The sequence below is a fragment of the Atopomonas sediminilitoris genome (genome assembly GCF_022601735.1).
GTDB lineage: Bacteria > Pseudomonadota > Gammaproteobacteria > Pseudomonadales > Pseudomonadaceae > Atopomonas > Atopomonas sediminilitoris.
Genome location: NZ_JAKUMM010000008.1, coordinates 128236 through 153101, shown reverse-complemented (window position 1 = coordinate 153101; position 24866 = coordinate 128236). Strand labels below are relative to the sequence as shown.

The 24866-nt window shown below is 58.4% G+C and carries 20 protein-coding genes; 14 read left to right on the top strand and 6 right to left on the bottom strand.

The genetic code is table 11. The annotated features are described in order from the left end of the window. Positions 1-27 precede the first annotated feature (27 nt). The 6 genes from rfbD to aceE all read right to left on the bottom strand — a co-directional run bounded on the left by rfbD (position 28) and on the right by aceE (position 7776). On the bottom strand, positions 28-891 hold the full coding sequence (gene rfbD / locus MKI83_RS13690) for a dTDP-4-dehydrorhamnose reductase (protein ID WP_241587407.1): 864 nt from the start codon (positions 889-891) through the stop codon (positions 28-30). Beyond that, complete coding sequence (rfbC, locus tag MKI83_RS13685) at positions 888-1439, bottom strand: dTDP-4-dehydrorhamnose 3,5-epimerase (RefSeq protein WP_241587404.1); 552 nt, start codon at positions 1437-1439, stop codon at positions 888-890. Before rfbC ends, rfbD begins: the two co-directional genes overlap by 4 nt. After that, complete coding sequence (gene rfbA, locus MKI83_RS13680) at positions 1436-2308, bottom strand: glucose-1-phosphate thymidylyltransferase RfbA (RefSeq protein ID WP_241587401.1); 873 nt, start codon at positions 2306-2308, stop codon at positions 1436-1438. The genes rfbC and rfbA overlap by 4 nt, the downstream gene beginning before the upstream one ends. Continuing rightward, entirely contained in the window at positions 2305-3381 is a 1077-nt protein-coding gene (gene rfbB, locus MKI83_RS13675; RefSeq protein WP_241587398.1) for a dTDP-glucose 4,6-dehydratase, read from the bottom strand. The genes rfbA and rfbB overlap by 4 nt, the downstream gene beginning before the upstream one ends. Positions 3382-3496: 115 nt before the next feature. Continuing rightward, the gene (gene aceF, locus MKI83_RS13670) at positions 3497-5116 is read right to left on the bottom strand and encodes a dihydrolipoyllysine-residue acetyltransferase (RefSeq protein ID WP_241587395.1); all 1620 of its coding nucleotides are present in this window, start codon (positions 5114-5116) and stop codon (positions 3497-3499) included. A gap of 11 nt (positions 5117-5127) precedes the next feature. Further along, positions 5128-7776, bottom strand: a complete 2649-nt coding sequence (gene aceE, locus MKI83_RS13665; protein ID WP_241587392.1) for a pyruvate dehydrogenase (acetyl-transferring), homodimeric type — start codon at positions 7774-7776, stop codon at positions 5128-5130. Between the two features lie 235 nt (positions 7777-8011). Here aceE and glnE point away from each other — a divergent pair, with 235 nt between their 5' ends. The 14 genes from glnE to MKI83_RS13595 all read left to right on the top strand — a co-directional run bounded on the left by glnE (position 8012) and on the right by MKI83_RS13595 (position 24861). Beyond that, on the top strand, positions 8012-10969 hold the full coding sequence (glnE, locus tag MKI83_RS13660; protein ID WP_241587388.1) for a bifunctional [glutamate--ammonia ligase]-adenylyl-L-tyrosine phosphorylase/[glutamate--ammonia-ligase] adenylyltransferase: 2958 nt from the start codon (positions 8012-8014) through the stop codon (positions 10967-10969). A gap of 50 nt (positions 10970-11019) precedes the next feature. Then, on the top strand, positions 11020-11943 hold the full coding sequence (locus MKI83_RS13655) for a branched-chain amino acid transaminase (protein WP_241587385.1): 924 nt from the start codon (positions 11020-11022) through the stop codon (positions 11941-11943). Between the two features lie 91 nt (positions 11944-12034). Then, the gene (gene waaF / locus MKI83_RS13650; protein ID WP_241587382.1) at positions 12035-13069 is read left to right on the top strand and encodes a lipopolysaccharide heptosyltransferase II; all 1035 of its coding nucleotides are present in this window, start codon (positions 12035-12037) and stop codon (positions 13067-13069) included. A 2-nt stretch (positions 13070-13071) separates the two neighbouring features. Then, the gene (gene waaC / locus MKI83_RS13645) at positions 13072-14070 is read left to right on the top strand and encodes a lipopolysaccharide heptosyltransferase I (protein ID WP_241587378.1); all 999 of its coding nucleotides are present in this window, start codon (positions 13072-13074) and stop codon (positions 14068-14070) included. Next, a complete protein-coding gene (locus tag MKI83_RS13640) occupies positions 14070-15197 on the top strand; it encodes a glycosyltransferase family 4 protein (RefSeq protein ID WP_241587376.1) in 1128 nt (375 codons plus the stop codon). The genes waaC and MKI83_RS13640 overlap by 1 nt, the downstream gene beginning before the upstream one ends. Further along, complete coding sequence (gene rfaP / locus MKI83_RS13635) at positions 15187-15993, top strand: lipopolysaccharide core heptose(I) kinase RfaP (RefSeq protein WP_241587373.1); 807 nt, start codon at positions 15187-15189, stop codon at positions 15991-15993. Before MKI83_RS13640 ends, rfaP begins: the two co-directional genes overlap by 11 nt. Then, the gene (locus tag MKI83_RS13630; protein ID WP_241587370.1) at positions 15990-16985 is read left to right on the top strand and encodes a glycosyltransferase family 9 protein; all 996 of its coding nucleotides are present in this window, start codon (positions 15990-15992) and stop codon (positions 16983-16985) included. Before rfaP ends, MKI83_RS13630 begins: the two co-directional genes overlap by 4 nt. After that, a complete protein-coding gene (locus tag MKI83_RS13625) occupies positions 16985-17719 on the top strand; it encodes a lipopolysaccharide kinase InaA family protein (RefSeq protein ID WP_241587367.1) in 735 nt (244 codons plus the stop codon). Before MKI83_RS13630 ends, MKI83_RS13625 begins: the two co-directional genes overlap by 1 nt. Further along, positions 17716-18471, top strand: a complete 756-nt coding sequence (locus tag MKI83_RS13620) for a lipopolysaccharide kinase InaA family protein (RefSeq protein WP_241587364.1) — start codon at positions 17716-17718, stop codon at positions 18469-18471. The genes MKI83_RS13625 and MKI83_RS13620 overlap by 4 nt, the downstream gene beginning before the upstream one ends. After that, positions 18468-19898, top strand: a complete 1431-nt coding sequence (locus tag MKI83_RS13615) for a lipopolysaccharide kinase InaA family protein (protein WP_241587361.1) — start codon at positions 18468-18470, stop codon at positions 19896-19898. The genes MKI83_RS13620 and MKI83_RS13615 overlap by 4 nt, the downstream gene beginning before the upstream one ends. Positions 19899-19973: 75 nt before the next feature. After that, positions 19974-21728: a carbamoyltransferase family protein gene (locus tag MKI83_RS13610; RefSeq protein ID WP_241587358.1), complete on the top strand. Its 1755-nt coding sequence runs from the start codon at positions 19974-19976 to the stop codon at positions 21726-21728. Next, positions 21715-22845 (top strand): glycosyltransferase, encoded by a 1131-nt coding sequence (locus MKI83_RS13605; protein ID WP_241587356.1) that lies wholly within the window; start codon positions 21715-21717, stop codon positions 22843-22845. The genes MKI83_RS13610 and MKI83_RS13605 overlap by 14 nt, the downstream gene beginning before the upstream one ends. Next, positions 22838-23917 (top strand): hypothetical protein, encoded by a 1080-nt coding sequence (locus tag MKI83_RS13600; protein WP_241587355.1) that lies wholly within the window; start codon positions 22838-22840, stop codon positions 23915-23917. Before MKI83_RS13605 ends, MKI83_RS13600 begins: the two co-directional genes overlap by 8 nt. Continuing rightward, positions 23914-24861: a glycosyltransferase family protein gene (locus tag MKI83_RS13595; protein WP_241587353.1), complete on the top strand. Its 948-nt coding sequence runs from the start codon at positions 23914-23916 to the stop codon at positions 24859-24861. Before MKI83_RS13600 ends, MKI83_RS13595 begins: the two co-directional genes overlap by 4 nt. Positions 24862-24866: the final 5 nt, after the last annotated feature.

Here is a 24866-nt window from a genome sequence, read left to right as displayed (position 1 = left end):
TAGGCGTCAGAGATTAGAAAGTAGAGGCTAGAGATGCTCACTCAGCGCCTGTTCCCAGCTCGGCAAGCTGATCTGCCAGTCGCGCGCCAAGGCACCACAGTCGAGCTGCGAGTTAGCGGGCCTTGCCGCCGGTGTGGGGTAAGCGCTGCTGGGAATCGGGCTGAGCGCGGCCTGCAACTGCCCTTCACAGACTAATTGCGCGGCAATGGCTTGGGCAAAGCCAAACCAGCTGGTGACGCCGCTGGGCGTGCAATGATAAATGCCGTTGTGCCACTGCCCTTGCTGCCATTGTTGCAGCAGCTGCAGGGTCACGGCCGCTAACCAGCCGGCGGGTGTGGGGGTGCCGTGTTGATCGGCCACCACGCTCACACGGTCACGCTCGCTAAGTAGGCGGCGCATGGTCAGGTAGAAGTTTTTACCGCGTCGGCTATACACCCAGCTGGTACGCAAGATCAGGTGCTGGCAGCCACTGTCTTGAATCGCCCGTTCGCCCTCGAGTTTGCTGGCGCCGTAGACGTTTAATGGGCCGGTGGGATCGTGCTCTAACCAAGCGCCGTTCTTGCTGCCATCAAACACATAATCGGTCGAGAAATGCAGCAGCGGAATGCCCAGTAGTCGTGCCTGCTCGGCGAGTACTTTGGGGGCTTGGGCGTTGATGGCAAAGGCGAGCTCGCGCTCATGCTCGGCTTGATCAACGGCGGTGTAAGCGGCGGGATTAATGATGATGTCTGGCTGGTGCTGTTGCACGCTGCGCGCGATGGCCGCCGCATCGCTTAAGTCTAAGGCTTGACGATCGAGGGCGATGAGTGTGTGTTGCAACGTGCTGTCGGCAAGGGCTTGAGCAATCGCAGCGCCCACTTGGCCGTTAATGCCGGTGAGAAGGATTTTCACGGATACACCTCGGCATCCTGCAGGCTCATAGCGGCTTGATCCTTGCCTGAGAGTTGCGGCTCGATGCCGTCCAGCGGCCAGTCGATGGCAAGGCTGGGATCGTTCCAGCGAATCGCCCGTTCGTGCTCCGGCGCATAGTAATCGGTGGTCTTGTAGAGGAAGTCGGCGCTGGCGCTGAGCACGACAAAACCATGGGCAAAGCCTGCCGGCACCCACATCTGGCGCTGATTGTCATCGCTTAGCTCGACGCCTACCCATTGACCGAAACGTGGCGAGCTGCGGCGGATATCCACGGCCACGTCATACACGCGGCCAGCGGTGACGCGCACCAGTTTGCCTTGCGCTTGCTGCAGCTGGTAATGCAGGCCGCGCAGCACGCCGCGCTGCGAGCGTGAGTGGTTGTCTTGTACAAACTGTACGCCAGATAGCCCAGTGACTTGGGCAAAGGTGTTGGCGTTGAAGCTTTCTAGAAAGAAACCGCGGCTATCACCAAAGACCTTGGGTTCTAAAATCAGTACCTCGGGAAGGCGGGTAGATATCACCTTCATACGGATTCTCCGGCTAGGCGTTTGAGGTATTGGCCGTAACCGGTTTTACCCAGTGCGCTGGCTTGAGCAAGCAGTTGTTCGCGATTGATCCAGCCTTGGTGGTAGGCAATCTCTTCTAGGCAGGCGACTTTTAGGCCTTGGCGTGCCTCGATGGTTTGTACGTATTGGCTGGCTTCTAGCAGGCTGTCGTGGGTGCCGGTGTCGAGCCAGGCAAAGCCACGGCCGAGCTTTTCGACGCGCAAATCGCCACGCTGTAAATAGGCGTTGTTGACGTCGGTGATTTCCAGTTCACCACGGGGCGAGGGCTTAACCGCTTTGGCAATCGATACCACGCTGTTGTCATAAAAATACAAGCCGGTGACCGCGTATGGCGACTTTGGTTTGCTGGGTTTTTCTTCGATGGAAATCGCTTGGCCATCAGCGTTGAATTCGACCACGCCAAAGCGCTCAGGGTCGTTGACCCAATAACCGAAGACGGTGGCACCACTGGGCTGTTGTGCGGCGCGCAGGAGTTTTTCGGTGAAGTGTTGGCCGTGGAAAATGTTGTCGCCTAAGATCAGGCAGACGGAGTCCGTGCCAATAAAGTCTTCGTCGAGAATAAACGCTTGCGCGAGACCGTCCGGTGACGGTTGCTCGATGTAGCGCAACTGCACCCCAAATTGCTCGCCAGTGCCGAGCATTTTTTCAAAGTTGGGCACGTCATGCGGGGTGGAGATGATCAAAATCTCGCGGATGCCCGCCAGCATCAGTACTGAGATCGGGTAGTAGATCATCGGTTTGTCGTAGATCGGCAGCATTTGTTTGGAGACGCCCAAGGTGACGGGGTGTAACCGCGTGCCCGAGCCGCCGGCGAGGATAATGCCTTTCATGCTTGTGCTCCTGCGCTGGCCCCTAAACGTTGACCTTGGTAGCTGCCGTCCTGCACTTGGCGACACCAATCCAAATTAGCCAAATACCATTGCACGGTTTTGCGCAGACCCGTGGCGAAGGTTTCTTGCGGTACCCAGCCTAACTCGCGCTGTAATTTGCTGGCGTCGATGGCATAGCGCACATCGTGACCGGGGCGATCGGTGACGAAGGTAATCAGGTCGCGGTAGTTGGCGACGCCCGCAGGCTTCTCGGGGGCGAGTTCTTCAAGTAGGTCACACAAACTCTGCACCACATGCAGGTTGGTTTGCTCGTTATGCCCGCCGATGTTGTAGGTCTCACCGACCTTGCCGTGTGTGACGACTTCCACCAAGGCGCGCGCGTGGTCTTCGACATACAGCCAGTCGCGGATTTGCTGGCCATTGCCGTACACCGGTAGCGGCTTGCCGGCGAGGGCATTGAGGATCATCAGAGGGATCAGCTTCTCGGGGAAGTGGAATGGCCCGTAGTTGTTGGAGCAATTGGTGATCACCACCGGCAGTCCGTAAGTGCGCTGCCAGGCGCGGACTAAATGATCCGATGCCGCCTTGCTGGCTGAATAAGGTGAGCTGGGCGCATAGGGCGTGGTTTCAGTGAAGAAATCATCGCTGCCGTGTAAGTCGCCGTACACCTCATCGGTGGAAATGTGATGAAAGCGAAACGCCGTTCTGCCTTCTGGGGTAAGCGTTTGCCAATAGCTGCGTACGGCCTCGAGTAAAGCGTAGGTGCCGACGATATTGGTCTGGATAAACTCGGCTGGGCCATCAATCGAGCGATCGACATGGCTTTCCGCGGCTAAGTGCATCACCGCATCGGGCTTAAAGGTGCGCAGCAGATCGCTGACGAGTGCACTGTCGGCAATGTCGCCGTGAACAATGCGATAGCGCGGATGCTCGGCAATGCTTACCAGCGAAGTGAGGTTGCCGGCATAGGTCAGTTTGTCGAGGTTCAACACCTGATGCTCGGTGTGGTCGATCAGGTGGCGAATCAGCGCTGAGCCAATAAAGCCGGCGCCGCCGGTGACTAAAATGTGCATGCCGTATCTCGTGAAAACTTAACGGTACGTCATGATAGTAATCGATTGGCCACGCGCGCGAAAAAAAGCCCCGCAAAGCGGGGCATAAGGCGTGGATGAAACAACAGGCGCTGCGTTAGAGCAACAGGCTACGGATTTCGCCGAGCAGGTCCCCAAGCAGCTTGGTAAAGCGCGCCGCGGCCGCACCATTGATCACGCGGTGATCGTAAGACAGTGACAGCGGCAGCATCAGTTGCGGCTGGAAGGCTTTGCCATCCCACACCGGCTGCATGCTGGCCTTGCTGACCCCTAAGATTGCGACTTCGGGAGCATTCACAATCGGGGTAAAGCCGGTGCCGCCGATATGGCCAAGGCTGGAGATGGTGAAGCAGGCGCCTTGCATCGCGTCGGGGCTGAGCTTCTTGGTGCGGGCTTTTTCCGCCAGCTCAGCGGCTTCGCGGGCTAATTGCAGCAAGCCTTTTTGGTCGGCGTTGCGAATCACCGGCACCAGCAAGCCGTCGGGGGTGTCTACGGCAAAGCCGATGTGCACGTAACCCTTGCGGATAATCGATTTGCCGCTGGGGGCCAGCGAGCTGTTGAAATCCGGCAGCTCTTTAAGGGCGCGGGCGCAGGCCATGATCAAGAACGGCAGAATCGTCAGCTTGACCCCAGCTTTTTCGGCTACGGTTTTTTGGCTGACGCGGAAGCTTTCTAAGCTGCTGATATCGGCCTGATCGAACTGGGTCACGTGCGGGACGTTGAGCCAGCTGCGGTGCAAATTGGCAGCGCCGACTTGCATGAGGCGGGTCATCGGCACTTCTTCGATGGGGCCGAACTTGCTGAAATCGACCTCAGGAATCGCGGGGATGCCTGCGCCGCCACCGCTGCTGCTACCGCCGCCTTGTTTGGCGATGGCCAGTTGCGCTTTCACGAAGGTCTGGACGTCTTCCTTCATCACCCGGCCGTGGCGGCCACTGCCTTGCAGGTCGCTTAGTTCAACGCCCATTTCGCGGGCCAGCTTGCGTACGGCAGGGCCGGCGTGGGCTTTGCTGCCACCGCGGGTTGGCGCGCCGACGGGGGCGTGCTCGGCCGCCGGTGCTGCTGTCGGTGCAGTTGCTGCTGGCGCAGCAGGTGCCGCCGCAGGGGGCGGTGTGGCGGTTTCAGCGGCGGATGCTGCGCCTGCTCCGGCGCTGGTGCGCAGGGTCAGAATCAAATCGCCGGTGCCGACTTCGTCGTCCAGCTTGATGGCCAGCGACTCCACCACGCCATCGCTGGGGCAGGGGATTTCCATGCTGGCTTTGTCCGACTCCAGCACGATCAGCGATTGCTCGGCGCTGACGCTGTCGCCGGCCTTGACCAAGACTTCAATGATCTTGGCTTTGCCCGACGAGCCAATGTCTGGCACGTGAATCGGTTGGCTGCTGACGCTGGCCACGGGCGCTGCAACAGCCGGCGCTGCCGGCGCTGCGGTGGCGGGCGGCGGTGTGGTTGGTGCGGTGGCGGCTGGCGCAGGGTTGGCGGCATCGCCGCTATCGAGTTCCAGCAGCAGATCGCCTTCTTTTAAGCGGTCGCCGAGTTTGACCATCAGCTGGGTGATGACCCCCGCTTTGGGCGCGGGGATTTCCATGCTGGCCTTGTCCGACTCCAGCGTTAGCAGGCTTTGGTCGGCCTCAATACGATCGCCGACCTTGACCATTAACTCGATGACCTCACCTTCGCCGGTGCCGATATCGGGTACGCGAATTACTTCACTCATCGCTTGGCTCCTTAGCAGTCCAGTGGGTTGGCTTTATCGGGGTCGATGCCGAACTTGGCGATGGCCTCGGCCACCACTTTGGGCTCGATATCGCCGCGATCGGCCAGCGCTTCCAGCGCCGCTAGGACGATGAATTGGCGGTCCACTTCGAAGAAGTGGCGCAGCTTGTGGCGCGAGTCGCTGCGGCCGAAACCGTCGGTGCCGAGGACCTTGTACTCCTTGCTCGGTACCCATTGGCGCACTTGGTCGGCAAACAGCTTCATGTAGTCGGTACTGGCGACCACGGGGCCTTTGCGGCCGGCTAAGCACTGCTGCAGATAGGTTTGCTGCGGCTTTTGGCCTGGGTGCAGGCGGTTCCAGCGTTCGGCGGCGAGGCCGTCGCGGCGCAGTTCGTTGAAGCTGGTCACGCTCCACACGTCGGCGCCGATGCCGAAGTCGTCACGCAGAATCTGCGCGGCTTCGCGTACTTCGCGCAGAATCGCGCCGCTGCCCAGCAGTTGTACGTGGCAGGCGGCATCGCGCTTGTCTTCTTCGAGCAGGTACATGCCTTTGATGATGCCGTCTTCCACGCCCGCTGGCATGGCGGGCTGTTGGTAGGCTTCGTTCATCACGGTGAGGTAGTAGAAGATGTTCTCCTGCTCCTCGGTCATGCGGCGAATACCTTCGCGGATGATCACCGCCAGCTCGTAGCCGTAGGTAGGGTCGTAGGTGCGGCAGTTGGGAATGGTCGAAGCCAGAATGTGGCTGTGGCCATCTTCGTGCTGTAAGCCCTCGCCGTTAAGCGTGGTGCGGCCGGCGGTGCCGCCGATCAAGAAACCCCGCGCACGGCTGTCACCAGCGGCCCATGCCAAGTCACCAATACGTTGGAAGCCGAACATCGAATAGAAGATGTAGAACGGCAGCATTGGTTGGTTGTGGGTGCTGTAACTGGTGGCGGCGGCAATCCAGCTCGACATGGCGCCGGCTTCGTTGATGCCTTCTTCGAGGATCTGCCCTTTCATGTCTTCGCGATAGAACATGACTTGGTCTTTATCCACCGGCTCGTACAGCTGACCGACCGAGGAGTAAATGCCTAGCTGGCGAAACATGCCTTCCATGCCGAAGGTGCGGGCTTCGTCAGGCACGATCGGTACGATGCGCTCGCCGAGCTGCTTGTCTTTGATCAGCTGCGACAAGATGCGCACGAAGGACATGGTGGTCGAAACTTCGCGCTCGCCGGAGCCGTCCAAGATCGCCTTGAGGGTGTCTAGCGGCGGTGTTGGAATGCTGAAGCTGTTGGTGCGGCGCTGCGGCATAAAGCCGCCCAGCGCTTGGCGGCGCTGCAGCAGGTACTTGGCTTCGGCGCTGCCTTCTTCTGGGCGATAGAAGGGCAGTTGATCCAGATCGGCATCTTTGATCGGGATGTCGAAGCGGTCGCGGAATTTCTTCAGGCTTTCGACGTCGACCTTTTTCACGTTGTGGGCGATGTTTTTCGCTTCGCCGGAGCCGGTGCCGTAACCCTTAATGGTTTTGGCCAAAATCACACTTGGCTGGCCCTTGTGGTTCACCGCGTCGTGGTACGCGGCGTACACCTTGTAGGGGTCGTGGCCGCCACGGTTGAGCTTCCAAATTTCTTGATCAGAGAGGTCCTTGACCATCTCTTTAAGTTCAGGCCGCGCGCCAAAGAAGTGCTCGCGCACGTAAGCGCCGTCTTTGGCTTTGTAGTTTTGATACTCACCGTCGACCACTTCGTCCATGCGCGCTTGCAGCAGGCCGTGGTGGTCTTTGGCGAACAGCGGATCCCAGAAACGGCCCCAGATGACTTTGGTCACGTTCCAGTCGGCGCCGCGGAACACGCCTTCCAATTCTTGAATGATCTTGCCGTTGCCGCGCACCGGGCCGTCGAGACGCTGCAGGTTGCAGTTGATCACGAAGATCAGGTTGTCGAGCTTTTCGCGGCCGGCCAGTGAGATAGCGCCTAAGGATTCCGGCTCGTCACACTCGCCATCCCCCAAGAAGCACCAGACCTTTTGCTTGCCTGCGGGGATAAAGCCGCGGTGCTCAAGGTACTTCATAAAGCGTGCTTGGTAGATGGCTTGGATCGGGCCTAGGCCCATCGAAACGGTGGGGAACTGCCAGAAGTCCGGCATCAGCCACGGGTGCGGGTAGGAGGGCAGACCTTGGCCGTCTACCTCGCGGCGGAAGTTGTTCAGTTGGTCTTCGCTGATGCGACCTTCCAAGAAGGCGCGGGCGTAAATGCCGGGCGAGGCGTGACCTTGGAAATACACCAAATCGCCACCGTGTTCATCGGTGGGCGCTTGGAAGAAATAGTTAAAGCCTACGTCGTACAAGGTGGCGCTGGAGGCAAAGGTCGAAATATGTCCGCCTAGATCTGGGTCGGCCATATTGGTGCGCATGACCATGGCCAGCGCATTCCAGCGCACCAGCGAGCGGATGCGGCGCTCCATAAATAAATCGCCGGGCATGCGCGCTTCGTGCGTGACCGGAATGGTGTTGCGGTACGGCGTGGTGATGGCATACGGCAATTCGGTGCCGGTGCGGCTGGCCAGCTCGGCCATGCGCGTTAACAGGTAGTTCGCGCGGTGCTCGCCTTCGTGCTCGAGAACGGATTCCAGAGCGTCTAGCCATTCCTGTGTTTCAATCGGATCAAGGTCTTGCATGTGGTTGCTCCAGGGCAAAAAGGCTTCCAGAATCGGGCGATACCCTGTGCTTTTGGCGGTGGGTGTGCAGTCTGAAAGCCGGAGGATTCTGTCCGGCGTGTAGTTTTACTACAAAATGACGCGCCGGTCAGCCCTGAAGACACCGACAAAAGTAGGAAAACTACAAAATTGACGGCAATCAAATGTTATTAAGCCAACAAAGCTTTGATTCGCCGTTGAGAAAAAAGGATAGACCATGAATCGACCAGGCCTGGCTGAGCTTTCTAGTACGTGGCGTGCGCGCGCCGACTTTGCTTTGCAGGCGCTGGATGAAAGCGCGCTGCAGCAGCATGGCGCAGCGGCGTGCCATCACACGTGGCCTGCAGTGCTACGCGAGCAGTTGGCGCGGGTGCTGGCTGCCAGTGATTTTGTCGCCGAGCAGTTGCGCCGCGAGCCTGATTTGCTGGCGCGCCTGCATGACAGTGGTCAGCTGGGGCGCGCCTTTACCGCCGGCGAGTTGCGTGCGGCGTTGGCGGATGCCTTGGGCGAGCTGGCAGAAACCGCCGATGAAGACGCCATGGGCGCCGTGCTGCGGCGCTTTCGTAATGCCCAGCAAGTGCGGATTATTTGGCGTGATGTCACCCGTCAGACCGATTTGATCGAAACCTGCCGTGATCTGTCTGACCTGGCCGATGCGTGCATCGACCTTGCCTACCATTGGCTATACCCCAAGCATTGCGCGCAATTCGGCACCCCGACGGGGCGTTACTCTCAGCAGGCGCAGCATTTGGTCATTTTGGGCATGGGCAAGCTGGGCGCCGGTGAGCTGAATTTGTCTTCCGACATCGACTTAATCTTTGCCTATCCCGAAGGCGGTGAGAGTGAAGGCGGTCGACGGAGTCTGGATAACCAAGAGTTTTTTACTCGCTTAGGCCAGCGCTTGATCAAGGCCTTGGATGCGCAAACGGTGGACGGTTTTGTCTTTCGTACCGACATGCGCTTGCGCCCGTATGGCTCCAGCGGGCCTTTGGTGTACAGCTTTGCTGCGATGGAGCAGTACTACCAAGACCAAGGCCGCGACTGGGAACGCTACGCCATGATCAAGGCGCGCGTGGTCGGCGGTGATGCGGTGGCGGGCGCGCACTTGCTGGAGCAGTTACGCCCGTTCGTGTACCGCCGCTATCTGGATTTCTCCGCGGTCGAAGCACTGCGCACCATGAAGGGTCTGATTCAGCAGGAGGTACAGCGTCGCGGCATGGCGCAAAATATTAAGCTCGGTGCTGGCGGTATTCGTGAGGTCGAGTTTATCGCGCAAGCCTTCCAGTTGATTCACGGCGGCCGCGACTTGTCACTGCAGCAGCGGCCCTTGTTAGGCGTATTAAAAACTCTGCGCGATCAAGGCTATCTGCCAGATGACGTGGTCAACGAGCTCAAAGCCGCCTACGGCTTTTTGCGTTACGTCGAACATGCCCTGCAGGCTGTGGCCGACCAGCAAACCCAAATGCTGCCTGAGGCCGATGACGCCCGTGCCCGCATCGCTTGGATCATGGGTTACGACGCGTGGGCGGCCTTTGCCGATGACTTGGCCCATTGGCGTGAGCGAGTCGCGTGGCATTTTGCCCAAGTGATTGCAGATCCGGATGACGAGCAACCACGCCAGCCAGCGCACCCTGCCGATGAATGGCAGCCGCTGTGGCTCAGTGGGCCCAATCAAGATGAAGCCGCAATGCTCGAGCAGCTGGCCAACGCCGGCTTTGCCGATGCGGATGAAGCATGGCGCAAGCTGAGCAACCTGCAGGCCAGCCCAGCGCTGCGGCAGGTGCAGCGTGTCGGGCGCGAGCGCTTAGATGCCTTTATGCCGCGCTTGTTAGCGCAAATCAGCGAGCACGCGCAGCCTGATTTAGCACTGGCGCGCGTGCTGCCCTTGGTCGAGGCCGTGGTGCGCCGCTCGGCGTATCTGGTGTTGCTGACAGAAAATCCCGGTGCCTTGCAGCAGCTCGTCATCCTGTGTGCCGCCAGCCCCTGGATTGCCGCGCAGATGGCGCGCTATCCGTTATTGCTGGATGAGCTGCTTAACGAAGGGCGCCTGTACAACCCGCCGCTCGCGGATGAGCTGGCCAGTGAGCTGCGCCAGCGTTTGTTACGCATCCCTGAGGATGACTTAGAGCAGCAAATGGAGGCGTTGCGCCACTTTAAGCTGGCGCACAGCCTGCGTGTGGCGGCCTCCGAGGTGGCAGGCTCTTTGCCGCTGATGAAGGTGAGCGACTATTTAACTTGGCTGGCCGAGGCGATTCTGCGTGAAGTGCTGAACATGGCCTGGCAGCAAATGACGGCACGGCATGGTCGGCCCCTGCGGGCGGACGGCAGTGTCTGCGATCCGGACTTTATTATTGTCGGCTACGGCAAGGTGGGCGGCATCGAGCTGGGCCACAGTTCGGATCTCGACTTGGTGTTTATCCATGGCGCTGATCCGCAAGCTTCCACCGACGGCGAGCGCAGCATCGATGGGGCGCAATTTTTCACCCGCCTGGGCCAGCGCATCATCCATCTGCTGACCACGCAAACCACCTCCGGGCAGTTGTACGAGGTGGATATGCGCCTGCGGCCTTCTGGCGCGTCAGGGTTGCTGGTTAGCTCGGTGGCGGCGTTTGCCAAATACCAAGAGCAAGAAGCCTGGACTTGGGAGCATCAAGCTTTAGTCCGCGCGCGCGTGCTGGCTGGCAGCGAGTCCGTGGCCGAGGATTTTGCCGCCATTCGTGAGCAAATCATGCTGCGCGTGCGTGACGATCAAGCCCTGCGCGAGGAAGTCAGCAGCATGCGCGGCAAGATGCGCACCAGCTTGGGCAGCAAAGCCACCGCCGCCGGTACAGCCGCCAACGCGTTTGACGCAACAGTGACGTTTGACCTTAAGCACGACGCCGGCGGTATCGTCGATATTGAATTTATGGTGCAATATGCCGTCTTGGCCTGGTCGAACCAGTGCCCGGCGCTCTTACGCTTCACCGACAATATTCGCATTCTGGAAGAGCTGGAACGGGCTGGCCTGATCGCCAGCGAGGACGTCCGTCTCCTGCAAGAGGCTTACAAAGCTTATCGCGCAGCCGCGCACCGCTTGGGGCTACAGCAGCAACCCGGGGGTGTTAGCGGTGACCTCTTCCACACAGAGCGCCACGAGGTAAGACGTATTTGGCACAGCCTAGGGCTGGCCGAATAAGGCAGACTAGGAACACTTTTGCAATTTGATGCTTTTAGGAGCTGGCAGCTATGTCGATGGCCGACCGCGATGGTCTGATTTGGTATGACGGAAAAATGGTGCCCTGGCGCGAAGCCACCACCCATGTACTGACCCACACACTGCATTACGGCATGGGCGTGTTCGAAGGTGTGCGTGCCTACGAAACCCCCAAGGGTACGGCGATTTTCCGTTTGCAAGAGCACACCAACCGCCTGTTCGATTCCGCCCAGATTATGAATATGCAGATCCCGTTCACTAAGGACGAGATCAATGAAGCGCAGCGCGCCGCCGTCCGCGAAAACGATCTGACTTCCGCTTACCTGCGTCCGATGGTGTTTTACGGATCAGAAGCCATGGGCCTACGCGCAACGGGCTTGAAGGTGCACGTGATCGTCGCCGCTTGGCACTGGGGCGCCTACATGGGTGAAGAAGCGCTGAAGAGCGGTATTAAAGTCCGCACCAGCTCGTTCACCCGTCATCACGTGAATATCTCGATGACCCGCGCCAAGGCTAACGGTCACTACATCAACTCGATGTTGGCGCTGCAAGAGGCGATCTCCGGCGGTGCCGATGAGGCGTTGTTGTTGGATCCGGAAGGCTACGTGGCCGAAGGCTCTGGCGAAAACATCTTCATCGTTAAAGATGGCGTGATCTACACCCCCGAAGTGACCGCCTGCTTGAACGGCATCACCCGTAACACCATTTTGCAAATGGCCAACGAAATGGGTCTGAAGCTGGTAGAAAAGCGCATCACCCGCGATGAGGTGTATATCGCCGATGAAGCCTTCTTTACCGGTACTGCCGCTGAGGTCACGCCGATCCGTGAGCTGGATGGCCGTGTGATCGGTGCTGGCCAGCGTGGCCCTATCACCGAGAAGCTGCAAACCCGCTACTTCGACTTGGTTAGCGGTCGTCGTGAAGATCGTCCCGAGTGGCGTACGCTGGTTCGCTAAGCAGTACGGCGGGCCACAAGCCTCAGGCGGTAAGCGGCAACGGAGGGCTGCTATGCTGGCGGCTTGAGGCTTGCCGCTTGAGGCTGTTGTTATGAATATCCTGATTATCGGCCCCAGCTGGGTGGGCGACATGGTAATGGCGCAGACCCTGTTCCATTGTCTGAAGCAACAGCACCCCGATTGCCAGATTGATGTGCTCGCCCCCGCGTGGAGCGAGCCCTTGCTGGCGCGCATGCCCGAGGTGCGCAAAGCCATCAGCATGCCGCTGGGGCATGGGGCGCTGGATATCGGCGCGCGGCGGCGCTTAGGGCAGAGCCTGCGCGGCGAGTACGCGCAAGCGATCTTGCTGCCCAACTCATTAAAGTCGGCGCTGACGCCGTTTTTTGCCAATATCCCCAAGCGCACTGGCTGGCGTGGTGAAATGCGCTATGGCCTGCTGAATGACGTGCGCGTGCTCGATAAGCAACAGTACCCGTTGATGATCGAACGCTTCATGGCGTTGGCTTACGCGCCGGGTGCTGAGCTGCCTAAACCTTATCCCCAACCCCGTTTGCAGATTGATAACACCAGTCGTGACGCGGCGTTGCAGGCGTTTGGCTTGAGCACGGATCGCCCTGTGCTGGCGCTGTGCCCAGGCGCTGAGTTTGGTGAGGCCAAACGCTGGCCGGCAGAGCATTACGCCAAAGTGGCGGAGCTAAAAATTCGCGCCGGTTGGCAAGTGTGGCTGTTTGGCTCGGCCAATGACCGCGCCGGTGGTGAAGACATTCGCCAGCGCCTGATCCCCGGTTTGCGCGAGGAATGCGTGAACCTGTCGGGGCAAACGTCGTTGGCACAAGCGGTGGATTTGCTCTCGGTGGCCAGTGCTGTGGTCAGCAACGACTCGGGCTTGATGCACGTGGCCGCTGCGCTCAACCGTCCGTTGGTGGCGGTGTATGGCTCAACGTCGGACCAATTCACCCCGCCTTTAGCCGATCAAGTCGAGGTGGTGCGTTTGGGCTTGGAGTGCAGTCCGTGCTTTGAGCGTACCTGCCGTTTTGGTCACTACAACTGTTTGCGTGAACTTAAGCCGCGCCCCGTGGTGGAAGCCTTGCAGCGCCTAGTAGCTGATCCGGTGTCGGTGGAATAAGCATGCGTGTGTTGCTGATCAAAACGTCGTCGCTGGGCGATGTCGTACACACCTTGCCGGCACTGACCGATGCGGCGCGTGCGCTGCCCGGTATCCAGTTCGACTGGGTGGTGGAAGAAGGCTTCGCTGAAATCCCCAGCTGGCATCCGGCCGTGGCCGCGGTGATTCCGGTCGCCATTCGGCGTTGGCGCAAGCAGCCCCTGCAAGCCTGGCGCAGTGGCGAGTGGCAAGCATTCAAGCAGCGGTTAAAAAGTACCCACTACGACCTAGTGATTGATGCGCAAGGCTTATTGAAAAGCGCGTGGCTGAGTCGTTACGCCTCGGCGCCGGTGTCTGGCTTAGACAAACATTCGGCGCGTGAGCCGTTGGCTAGCTGGTTTTATGCTCATCGCTACCCGGTGGCGTGGGGGCAGCATGCTGTAGAGCGCGTGCGTCAACTCATGGCGCAGGCTTTAGGGTATGTGTTGCCCACCAGTACTGGTGACTACGGCTTGCCGCGTGAACGGTTGGCTGGTAGCGCTGCGGGCGAACCCTATGTGCTGTTTTTGCACGGCACAACGTGGGCCAGCAAGCACTGGCCCGAGCATGAGTGGCGCGCCTTGGCTGAGGCCATTACCGCACGCGGCATGGGGGTCAAGGTGCCTTGGGGCAACGCCGCTGAGCAGGCGCGCGCGGAGCGACTTTGTGCCGGCTTAGCCCATGCACAAGTGCTGGATAAAATGAACTTGGCCGGCGTAGCCGCCACCATTGCTGGCGCAAAAGCTTGTGTTGCGGTCGATACTGGGCTTGGGCATTTGGCGGCGGCGTTGGATGTGCCGAGTATTTCGCTGTACGGCCCGACCTTGCCGGCCAATGTCGGCGCCTACGGGCAAGGGCAAATCCACCTTTGTGCTAGCGGCCCGCTGGCGGGGCTTGGCGATCGCGAGGCCCCCTGTTTTGACGGCTTAGGGGCGACGCAAGTGCTGGCGGCGCTTAATCCACTGCTGACGGAGTCTGCCTGATGCAGCTGGCGTTTGTACTGTACAAATACTTTCCTTTTGGTGGCTTGCAGCGCGATTTCATGCGTATCGCCCAGGAGTGCCAAGCGCGCGGGCATGCCATTCGCGTGTACACCATGATCTGGGAAGGTGAGGTGCCTGAGGGCTTCGAGGTGCTGGTTGCGCCGGTCAAAGCTCTGTTCAATCATCGCCGAAATGAAAAGTTTAGCGCTTGGCTGCAGGCTGATCTGGCCCAGCGTCCGGTCGATTGCGTGGTGGGCTTTAACAAGATGCCGGGGCTGGATTGGTACTACGCCGCCGATCCTTGTTTTGAAGACAAGGCGCAAACCCTGCGTGGCGGCCTGTACCGCAAATGGGGCCGTTACCGTCACTTTGCTGAGTACGAGCGTGCGGTGTTTGCGCCGCAGAGCCACACCCAAGTGTTGATGATTTCAGAAGTGCAACAGCCGCTGTTTGTTAAGCACTACGCCACACCGGCGACGCGCTTTCACCTGTTGCCGCCGGGTATTGCGCTGGATCGCCGCGCGCCGGCCAATGCTAGCGACGTGCGCGCTGAGTTTCGTCGCGAGTTCGCCTTAAGCGATGATGAGTTGCTTTTGGTACAGATTGGCTCAGGCTTTAAAACCAAAGGCCTCGATCGCAGCTTGCGGGCGCTGCAAGCGCTGCCCAAAGCCTTAAAACAACGCACGCGCTTGATCGCCATTGGCCAAGACGACCCCAAGCCTTTTGCTCTGCAAGCCAAAGCGTTGGGGATCAGCGAGCAGGTACAAATCCTAAAAGGGCGTAGCGATATTCCGCGCTTTTTACTCGGCGCAGACGTGTTGATTCATCCGGCCTACAACGAAAACACCGGCACCGTATTGCTTGAGGCCTTGGTCGCCGGCTTACCCGTGCTGGTCACGGATGTGTGTGGCTACGCACATTACGTGGCGGATGCCGAGGCCGGCGAGCTGATTAAAACGCCGTTTCAACAAGCTGTAATGAACCAACAATTAGCTGCGTTACTCGGCGATAGCGCACGGCGCGCGCGTTACGCCAGCCATGGGCTGACGTTTGCCGCAACGGCGGATATTTACAGCATGGCGCAACATGCCGCGGACTTAATCGTGGGGGCAGCGCATGACGCTTGAAGTGCGCGCGCCCTTCGCCGAGTTGTGGGCTGGTAAAGACCCGTTTGTTGAAGTCGAGCGTCTTGAAGGACAGGTTTACCGCGAGCTGGAAGGTCGCCGCACCTTGCGTACGGAGGTGGCGGGCAAAGGCTATTTCGTCAAAATCCATCGCGGCATTGGCTGGGCAGAAATTGTCAAAAACCTACTCACCGCCAAGCTGCCGGTGCTGGGCGCGCGCAATGAACAGGTCGCTTTGCGGCGCTTGGCTGAGCTGGGTGTGCCGAGCATGACCAGCGTCGCCTACGGTGAGCGCGGAGTAAACCCGGCGCGGCAGCACAGTTTCATCATCACCCACGAGCTCGCACCGACCATCGACCTAGAGCAGCTGTCGCTGAACTGGGCCAGCGTGCCGCCAGCGCCACGCCTGAAATGGGCGCTGATCGCGCGTGTCGCCGAGATGGCTGGGCGCATGCACCGCGGCGGCATCAATCATCGTGACTTTTATATTTGCCACTTCTTACTCAACACCGCCGAGGCGATCACGCCAGAGACGATTCAGCTGTCGCTGATCGACCTGCATCGCGCGCAAACCCGCCGCGCCACACCGATTCGCTGGCGCAACAAAGACCTCGCCGCGCTGTATTTCTCGGTGTTGGATATCGGCCTAACCCGCCGCGATCGACTGCGCTTTTTGCGCGACTATTTTCAGCGCCCGCTGCGCGAAGTACTGCGCGATGAGGCCAAACTATTGAACTGGCTAACGACCAAAGCCAATAAGTTGTATGCGCGTAAGCAGCGCTATGGAGATGCATTATGACTGGCATGCCTGAAAAGGTGGTCTGGGCTGGGAAGCGTATTGCGATTGTCCCGTGTTTGGCCTTAGGCGATGTCACCTTGTTTGTGCGTTTAGCTTGGTTGTTTCATCAGGCGGGGGCGCAGGTCCGCTTATTTGCCAATACGCTGTATCCGGCGGCGTCTTATTTCCCATGGCTGGAAGTCCTCTCTAGCGACCGTATGGACTTGGTCGGTTTAGCCTCAGAGCATGACTTGGTGGTCAGCTACGTTAATTGGCTAAGCACTAGCGGCTCATCTGAGAGTGGTATTGCTGATCCGCAAGCTGTAATGGCACGGAGCAATATTGCTTTTGTTTCGGCAAAGAAAATCCCGAGTCATTTAGGCTTAGAGGGGCGGGTTGTTACTGTTGCGGGCGTGGACTTGCCTGCAGCGACCCGAGGCTTTTGCACACAGTCCAAACGAGGCTGGAGCATGGCGCAGTGGTTGGATGAATATGCGCTGAGTGCCTATGGCCTGCAGACCCAGTTGCCGGTAGAGATTAACTTGCCTCCTCAACAAGGGCGCAAGCACAGGCGTGTCGCGATCTTCCCGACAACACCGCAGCCCTCTAAGAATTATTCACTTAAAGGGTTTGCCTGGCTGGCGAGACGGTTGCAGCGTCAATCTTGGCAGGTGGATATTGTGGCCATGCCGCATGAGCAAGAACAGCTGCAGTCACAACTAGCGGACTTATCCGTGTGCAGTTTTGCAAATGTGGCGGGTTTGATTGAGTACTTGGTCAGTTGCGAGGCCGTGATTAGCAACGACTCTGGTGGCGGGCACTTGGGTTCGTTACTGGGTTTACAAACCTTTACCTTGACGCGCAAAGATCGCCATTTTGTCTGGCGCCCTGGTTTTAATGCCCGTAATACCGTGGTGTCACCTTTGTTTACCTTTAAATGGCTGGGGCGTTATGTTTGGCGGCCATTTGTACCGGTATGGCGCGTCGCTCGAGCGTTAGGTGAGGCTGGCTGATGGCCGCGTGGCGTTTGACGGAAAATTATCAGCAACTATTGGGGCTATTCGGCTCGCTGGAGCAAGTGTTTGCCCTGCAAGGCCAGCGCTTAACTAAAGACCCGCTATCGGAAGTGATTTTGCTGGAGCGTGACGGCGTCCGTTATTACGTCAAACGTTATTGGGGGGCTGGCAAAAATATACGGCGTTTTTTGGGGCGGCCTCGGGTTAAGGCGGAATGGCAAAATCTACGTCACTTTTCACGCTGGGGCATTCCTACCGCAAACGTGGTGGCCTATGGCTTGGAGCGCAAGGCGGGTCAGTTCGTGCGCGGCGCTTTGATTACTGAAGGGTTACCGAATACGCAGGATTTAGCGGCCCTGGCGCACAGCGGTGACCCGCGCCTGCAAGACCGTCAATGGCTTGCGCAAATCAGTGAGCAACTGGCGTTAGCAACGGCCACCATGCACCGCCATCACTTTGTGCATAACGACTTAAAATGGCGCAATCTGCTGGTCAATGATCAGGCGCAGCTGTTTTTTATTGATTGCCCGGGCGGCTCGTTTTGGTTCGGCCCTATGTTGCAATACCGGATTATTAAAGACTTAGCCTGCCTAGATAAGGTGGCCAAGTACCATTTGCCCCGCACTGTGCGTTTGCGTTTCTTCCTGACTTATCGTGGTCATGCACGAATGACTAAAACGGATAAGGGCATGTTGCGCCGCATTCTGGGTTTCTTTGAGGGGCGCGAGTGAAGGATTTTATCGCTGCCGCAGATCGTGGGCGTCTTGCCGAAGCAGGGCTCGATAGTTTTGACGCGCTGTGGGCGCTTGAATTGCCGGAAGTTGATCTACCCAACACTGAGCGGGGCGGCTGGAGCAGCGTGTGCCGGCTGGAGGTGGGTGATCAAGCCTATTATCTCAAGCGACAGGTTAATCACCTGACCCTGAGTTGGCAGCGTCCCTTGGGAGAGCCAACCTTTGCCCGCGAGATGCGCAATATTCAGCATTACGCCGCGCTGGGTGTGCCGGCGTTGAGTGCCGCGTTTTATGCCGAGCGTAAAGCTGAAAAGAGCTGGCGAGCAATTTTACTGACCCATGCGCTAGACGGCTGGCAAGACTTGGATCAGCAATTGCGCGACTGGCCGGCGCTCTCTGCTGTGCAGCAAGCGGCGTCTTTGTGCGCCTGTGCACAGCTCGCGGCTAGGTTGCATCGCGCTGGGCTTTACCACGGTTGCTTATACCCCAAGCATCTATTCTTGCGGGTGACGGAGACAGGCTTTGACGCGTGTTTTATTGATCTTGAGAAAACGCGCAAAAGCATTCTCAAACAGCGTGACCGTGTGCGCGACATCGATGCCTTGCTGCGCCGAGTCGGATCGCTCTGGTCGGCTGAGCAGATTGAGTTGTTTTTAGCCGAGTACTTGGCCGTGCTTGGGCAAACGGCTCGGGCCGCATGGTGGCGTAAAGCGTTAGCCAAGCGTTACGCCCATAAGGCGCGCACATGACCTTAAGTGAGCTGCGCCACGCTGGGCGGTCGCCGTCTCTGCCGTTGACTTTGACGGTCGCCGGCGATGAGCTGTGTCTTGTGCAGTGGTTGCGTGTGTTACCGGGCAAACGTTACGTGGCCAAAGCCTTGTGGCGCGGGCAGACCGTGCTCGCCAAGTTGTTGGTGGGTGACAAGTCGGCCCGCGACTTAGCGCTCGAACAGACGGGCTTTAACGCAGTGCAACAGGCAGGTGTTGCTACGCCTGAACTGTTGGCCAGTGGTGGCGGCGCGGACGGCGCGTGGTTGCTGTATGCCTTTATTGATCAGGCTGAGAGTTTGGCGCAGCGCTGGCAGTCGCTCTCTGCCGAGCCGCTATTAAGTGCCGCGCAGCAGAGCGTCCTCACTCAGGCGCTGGCGTGTGTGGCGCGATTGCACGCGCAGGGCTTGTGGCAAGCCGATCTGCATCTGGATAACTTGCTGGCGCAGGCCGAGCATTTGTACCTGGTTGATGCCGGCGGCATTCGAGTCGAGCAGCTAGGACAGCCGTTGAGCGCAGAGGCGGCCATTAAGAACTTGGCGGTATTGTTTGCCCAGCTGCCCGTTTTGAGTGACGAGCAGCTAGAGCTGCTACTCGTCGGTTACTTGGGCGCCAACGCAGCGCATGGCATCGCGCTTGATACGCTGCGTCGCCAAGAAGCAACCATCCGCCAATGGCGGCTGCGAGATTACTTACGTAAGTGCGCGCGCGACTGTTCGCTGTTTGCCGTGCGCCACGATGGCGATGGGATTTGCGCCGTGCGCCGCGAGCAGTCTGACAGGTTGGCTGAGCTGCTGGCGTCGCCTGATCGTTTTATCGAGCAAGGCCATCTGTATAAAACCGGCGGTGCCGCGACCGTGGCGCGGGTGACAGTAGCTGGACAGCCGTTACTGGTTAAGCGCTACAACATTAAAAACGCCGCGCATTGGCTTAAGCGCTGCTGGCGCCCCAGTCGGGCATGGCATAGCTGGTTGGCGGGCAATCGCCTGTTGCATTTGGGCATCGACACGCCACTACCGTTGGCGGTGATTGAAAAGCGCACCCTCGGACTTAGGCGTTCGGCCTACCTGATTACCGAATATCTGCCGGGTGAGGATATAATCGCCCGTTTCGATCCAACGGGGCTGCAGTTGCCGCCGCCTGCGGAGCTAGATGCGCTGATTATGCTGATCCAGCGTTTGCATGACGAGCGGATCAGTCACGGCGATTTGAAAGGGCACAATGTGTTGTGGCGAGCAGGGCGCTGGTCATTGATTGATCTCGATGCATTACAGCAGCACCGCAGCGCCGCGCGCTTTGCTAAAGCCTTTGCCAAAGACCGCGAGCGTCTGTTGCGTAACTGGCCGGTTGGCTCGCCGTTGTATCAAGCGTTGGATCAACGGTTACCGACGATCAGCCGTCAAGGCTGATGAACATCGCCCCTCGGGCACGATTATTTTTTGCGCTGGGCCTGTAGTGTCCAGCACTGACAAGAGGCAACTCCTGTGGCATTGACTGTATTAGGCCTATCCGGCGCACTGAGTCACGATCCTTCGGCGGCGCTGTACATCGACGGTAAGTTGATTGCAGCCGTGGAAGAAGAGCGCTTTGTGCGTGATAAACACGCCAAAAACCGCATGCCCTATGAGTCAGCCAAATTCTGCTTAGAACAAGCCGGCATCAAGCCGAGTGATGTGGATGTGGTGGCCATTCCTTTTGCGCCGATCAGCCTCTTTGAAAAGGCCCGTTGGCATTACGCCAAGCGTTACTGGTACGCCCCCGACCGCGCGTTGGATGCGTTGCTGATGGGGAATCGTCGCTTTAAGCGCTACCGCAAAAAGATCGTCTGGTGTTTAGAGCAGTTGGGCTTTGATACCAAGAAAATCCAAATCGTGCCGGTTGAGCACCACTTGGCCCACGCCGCCAGTGCGTATTTGTGCTCGGGCTTTACAGAAAAAACCGCCATTTTGGGCATCGACGGTAAAGGCGAGTACGCCACGACCTTCTTCGGCTACGGCGAAAACGGCCAGATCCACAAGATCAAAGAATTTTACGATCCGGACTCGCTCGGTGGCCTGTATGGCGCGATGACCGAGTTCTTGGGTTTTGAAATGCTCGATGGCGAATTCAAAGTCATGGGCATGGCGCCCTACGGTGACGCCAGCAAGTACGACTTCTCGCGTCTGGCCAGCTTTGAAAATGGCGAGTTGGTGATCAACACCGATCTGGCCAACGTGATCGGCCTGCGCCGCTATAAAGAAAAAGGCAAAGGCTTCTACTTTTCACCCAAGCTAATCGAATGGCTCGGCCCTAAGCGCGAAGGCGACATCGCCGACGACCCGTACATTCATTACGCCGCCTCGATGCAAGCGTTGTTTGAGAAGCTGGCGCTGCAAATGATGGATCACTATCTGGGCGACATCCTCAAAGAAACCGGCAAGATTGCCTTTGCTGGCGGCTGCGCGCTGAACGTCAAACTTAACCAGCGCATCATTGCCCGTGATGAGGTGAAAGAGCTGTTCGTGCAGCCCGCCTCTGGCGATGCCGGTACGGCTGTCGGTGCGGCCGCGTTTGTCAGCCAACAGCGCGGTGTGCCCGTTGAGAAGATGGAGCATGTGTATCTTGGCCCCAGCTACTCCAATGAGGACGTGATTGCCGCCTGCGCCAAGCACCCCAATAAGCCGGTGTTTAAGCAGATTGATAATGTGGAAAAACGCATCGCCAAGATCATGGTCGATGGTAATCCGGTGGCGTGGTTCCAGGGGCGTATGGAGTTTGGCCCGCGAGCACTGGGTGGTCGCTCGATCATCGGCTGTCCAAGCATTCCTGGCGTAGCCGATCGCATCAACGAGCAAATCAAATTCCGTGAGCGCTGGAGGCCATTCTGCCCGTCGATGCTCGACACCGTCGCCGCGCAAATGCTCAAGGTTGACCACCCCAGCCCGTTCATGACCTTCACTTTTGAAGTGAACGAAGAGTGGAAAACCCGCGTCAGTGAAGTGGTGCACGAAGACGGTACCTCGCGGGCACAAGTGCTCAAGCGCGAGTACAACCCGCGCTGGTACGACCTGATGAAAGAGCTGGAAAACCTCACCGGCAATGGCGTTTCGCTCAACACCTCGCTTAATCGCCGTGGCGAGCCGATGATCTGCTCGCCCACCGATGCGCTGAACATGTTCTACGGTTCGGACTTGCAGTACCTGATCATGCAGGACGTGCTGGTGGTTAAGGACGGATGTGATTGGCATGACAGCCTCTGAAGCTACTCCCAACACCCAGCCTGAGCGCTGGGTGTTGCAGTTCTGCCATGGCTACGATGGCCCTTTTATGGATTGCGCGCGACAGTACGCGGCGCTGTTCAACGGCACCTCCTACAAGGTGTGTACGGTTTACTTAACGGGCGAGCCGAGCGATGCCGTTGTGCATGGCTCGGCCTCCGATGAAGTGCTGTTTTTAAACTACGCCAGCCGTGATGTGCGCGGGCTCAAGCTCAAGGCGATTCGCGATATCCGCCGAATCGCCGCCAGTCGCGACTTTGCCTTGTGCATCGCGCACCGCTTCAAGCCCATCTACATCGCATTATTGGGCACTAAACTGCCGGTGATTGGCGTTCACCATGCCTATGGCGACTACCAACGCCGCTCGCGGCAGTGGTTTGCGAATGCTTTTAAAGCACGCCTGAAACTCTTAGGTGTGTCTAACGCGATACGTGATGACATGCGCGGCTGCCTGCCGCACTGGCCTGAAGCCAGTATTCAGACCTTGTATAACCGCATCGATGTCGCCGCCGTGCAAGCCGAGCAGGTCAGCCGAGATGAAGCGCGCGAGCATCTGGGTCTGCCGCAGGACGCCTGGGTCGTCGGCAATGTGGGGCGGCTCCATCCGGATAAAGACCAAGCCACACTGATCCGTGGCTTTGCCCAAGCTTTGCCCAAGCTGCCGGCCAGTAGTTTGCTGGTCATCATGGGCAGCGGTCGCTTAGAGGCTTCGCTGAAGGCTTTGGCTGCCGAACTCAATGTCGCCGACTCGGTACGCTTTGTCGGTCAAGTCGCTAACGGTCGACGCTACTTCAAAGCCTTCGACGTCTTCGCATTAACCTCCGATCATGAACCTTTTGGCATGGTGCTACTCGAAGCCATGGCCGCTGGGGTGCCGGTCATTTGTAGTGATTGTGGCGGTGGCGCCGAGGTGGTTGAGGGGAGTGGTTTGCTGTTCCCGCTAGGCGATAGCCGCGTTTTGGCGCAGCAGCTAACCGCCTCGCCGCAGACTTCCGCTACTGCTGTCGCACAGCTGCAGGCGCACTTTAGTGATGCTGCGGTGACGACACGGTGGTGGCAGGTGATGCAGTCTTGGCGCTTGGGAGGTTTGGGTGGTTGATATTCCGTTACTGCGTACCCTGCCGGTTGTCGCCAAGCAGTTTGTCTACCTAGTGTATGGCAGCAATCCGGCCTATCACGCGGAAGCACGCTTAAGCATCCTGAGCCTTTTGGCCTATCAAGGCTTGGCTGAAGCCGAGCGCATTGTGGTGTATACCGATTGCGCCGAGCCCTTCGCCGGCTGGCCGGTGGAGGTCGTCCATCTGTCGGCGGACTGCTTGCAGGCGTGGATGGGCACTGCGGGGTATCAGCACAGGCGCAAGGCCAAGGCGATTGAGCATGCATTAAGTTGCGCCGAGCAGAGCATTTTTGTTGATACCGACACCTTTTTTAAAGCTAACGCCAATCTGTTATGGCAGCGCCTTAGTAAAGCCGTCTGGCTGGTTGATGAGATCGAAGGGCGCTGGGGTGATGACACTGAGCTTAATCAAGCGTTTGCCGGATTTATCGAGCAGCATCGACCGAGCAATTCACGGTTTTTCTTGGTCAACTCGGGTGTTTTTGGCTTGAAGGCCGAGCAGCGAGCTGTGGTTGAGCAGGCGCTAGCACTGATTGATACCTTATATCCTTTGGCTCCGCGGCTTCACACTGTTGAGCAGTTCGCCTTTTCGCTGGCGCTGGCCGACGCGTCAAGGCCTGCCGATGCGCAGGGCGTGGTCAAGCATTATTACTCTGATAAGGATCATTGGCGGGCGCTGGCAAGGCATTTCTTTGCTCTGCACGGCAGCACTTACAGCGAAACGCTGGTGGCGGCATTTGCTGAATTTCCTCGCGTCAAGCCGAGCGCTAGTTGGTATCACCGTGCCCGTTTTCGCCTGCTGTCGGCGGGCTTGGATAAGCGTTTGGCTAAGGCGATTCGTCTAGCCTATTACGGTGCGGTGTTGGGCGGTGGTTACGACGACGCGTGTGCTTTGGAGTATGTGCGTGAGGCCTGCCGAAAGTTGCCAGCGCTGCGTGACTGGCAGGGGGGCGCTGCTTTGGGCGCGCGGGTGCAGCGGTTGTTTGCCGTTGGTGGGGTTTTTGCCCGCTTTAATGAGCGTCGCGCTCGTGTACTGGCGGAGGACCAAGCATGAACGTGTTATTGCTGGTGCAAAAAGAGCAGCGCGCCATTTTAGATCGCCTTTACGAAGGCATCGGTGAGGCCTGCACGACCTGTGATGTGCGCTGGCTCGGCAGTGAAGAACAAGCGAATCTGCGCCGCTACTTTCGTGAGCAGGTCGACTGCAGCCGTTATGATCGTATTGTTTTTTTTCTGCGCTTCAAGAAAGAAATGAAGCAGTGGCGTTTTATTCGCACTGTGCCCAATTTGGTGATTTTGGAGCACGATGCTTATCAGAACTACATCCCCTGCAAATACACCGGCGCGTTCAGCAAACATTATCAGCGTATGCCTTGGGCGCGAATTATTAGCTCTGGGGCTGGTGTTGCACAGCGTTTGCGTGAAGAAGGTTTTGACGCGCACTTTGTACCCAAGGGTTACGACCAAGCGTTGCTGAAGTATCAGCAAGTTGAACGGGATATTGAGCTGGCGTTTGTCGGTAGCTTGAAAAGCGTGGCTTACAGTGGCCGTAAAGCCCTGCTGGAAGAGTTAGCTCAGGTTGAACCGCTGCTGATCACCAAGACCCATTCGGGGCAGGAGTATTGTGATGTGCTTAACCGCATCCGCTTCTTCGTCGGCGCCGATGTGGGGATGGGCGAATACATGATCAAAAATTTCGAAGCCATGGCTTGCGGCTGTGTGCTGCTTACTTACGACCAAGGCGAAGTCGAGAATCAAGCGCTGGGCTTTGTGGATATGCACAACGTGGTGCTCTATCGCTCGATTGCTGAGTTGCGTGAGAAGTTGACGGTATTGCGTGCGGACACAGCGTTAGCCAAGCGGATCGCCGATGCTGGTAAGGCATTGGCAGAGCAGCGCTATAGTTTTAATGCTATTGGCCATAGCATTGTGCATACGTTAAACGAGCCGCTCAGCCCTATGAGTGCCCCAAATTTTTGGCGGTGGTTGGGCTTTTAGTTCGT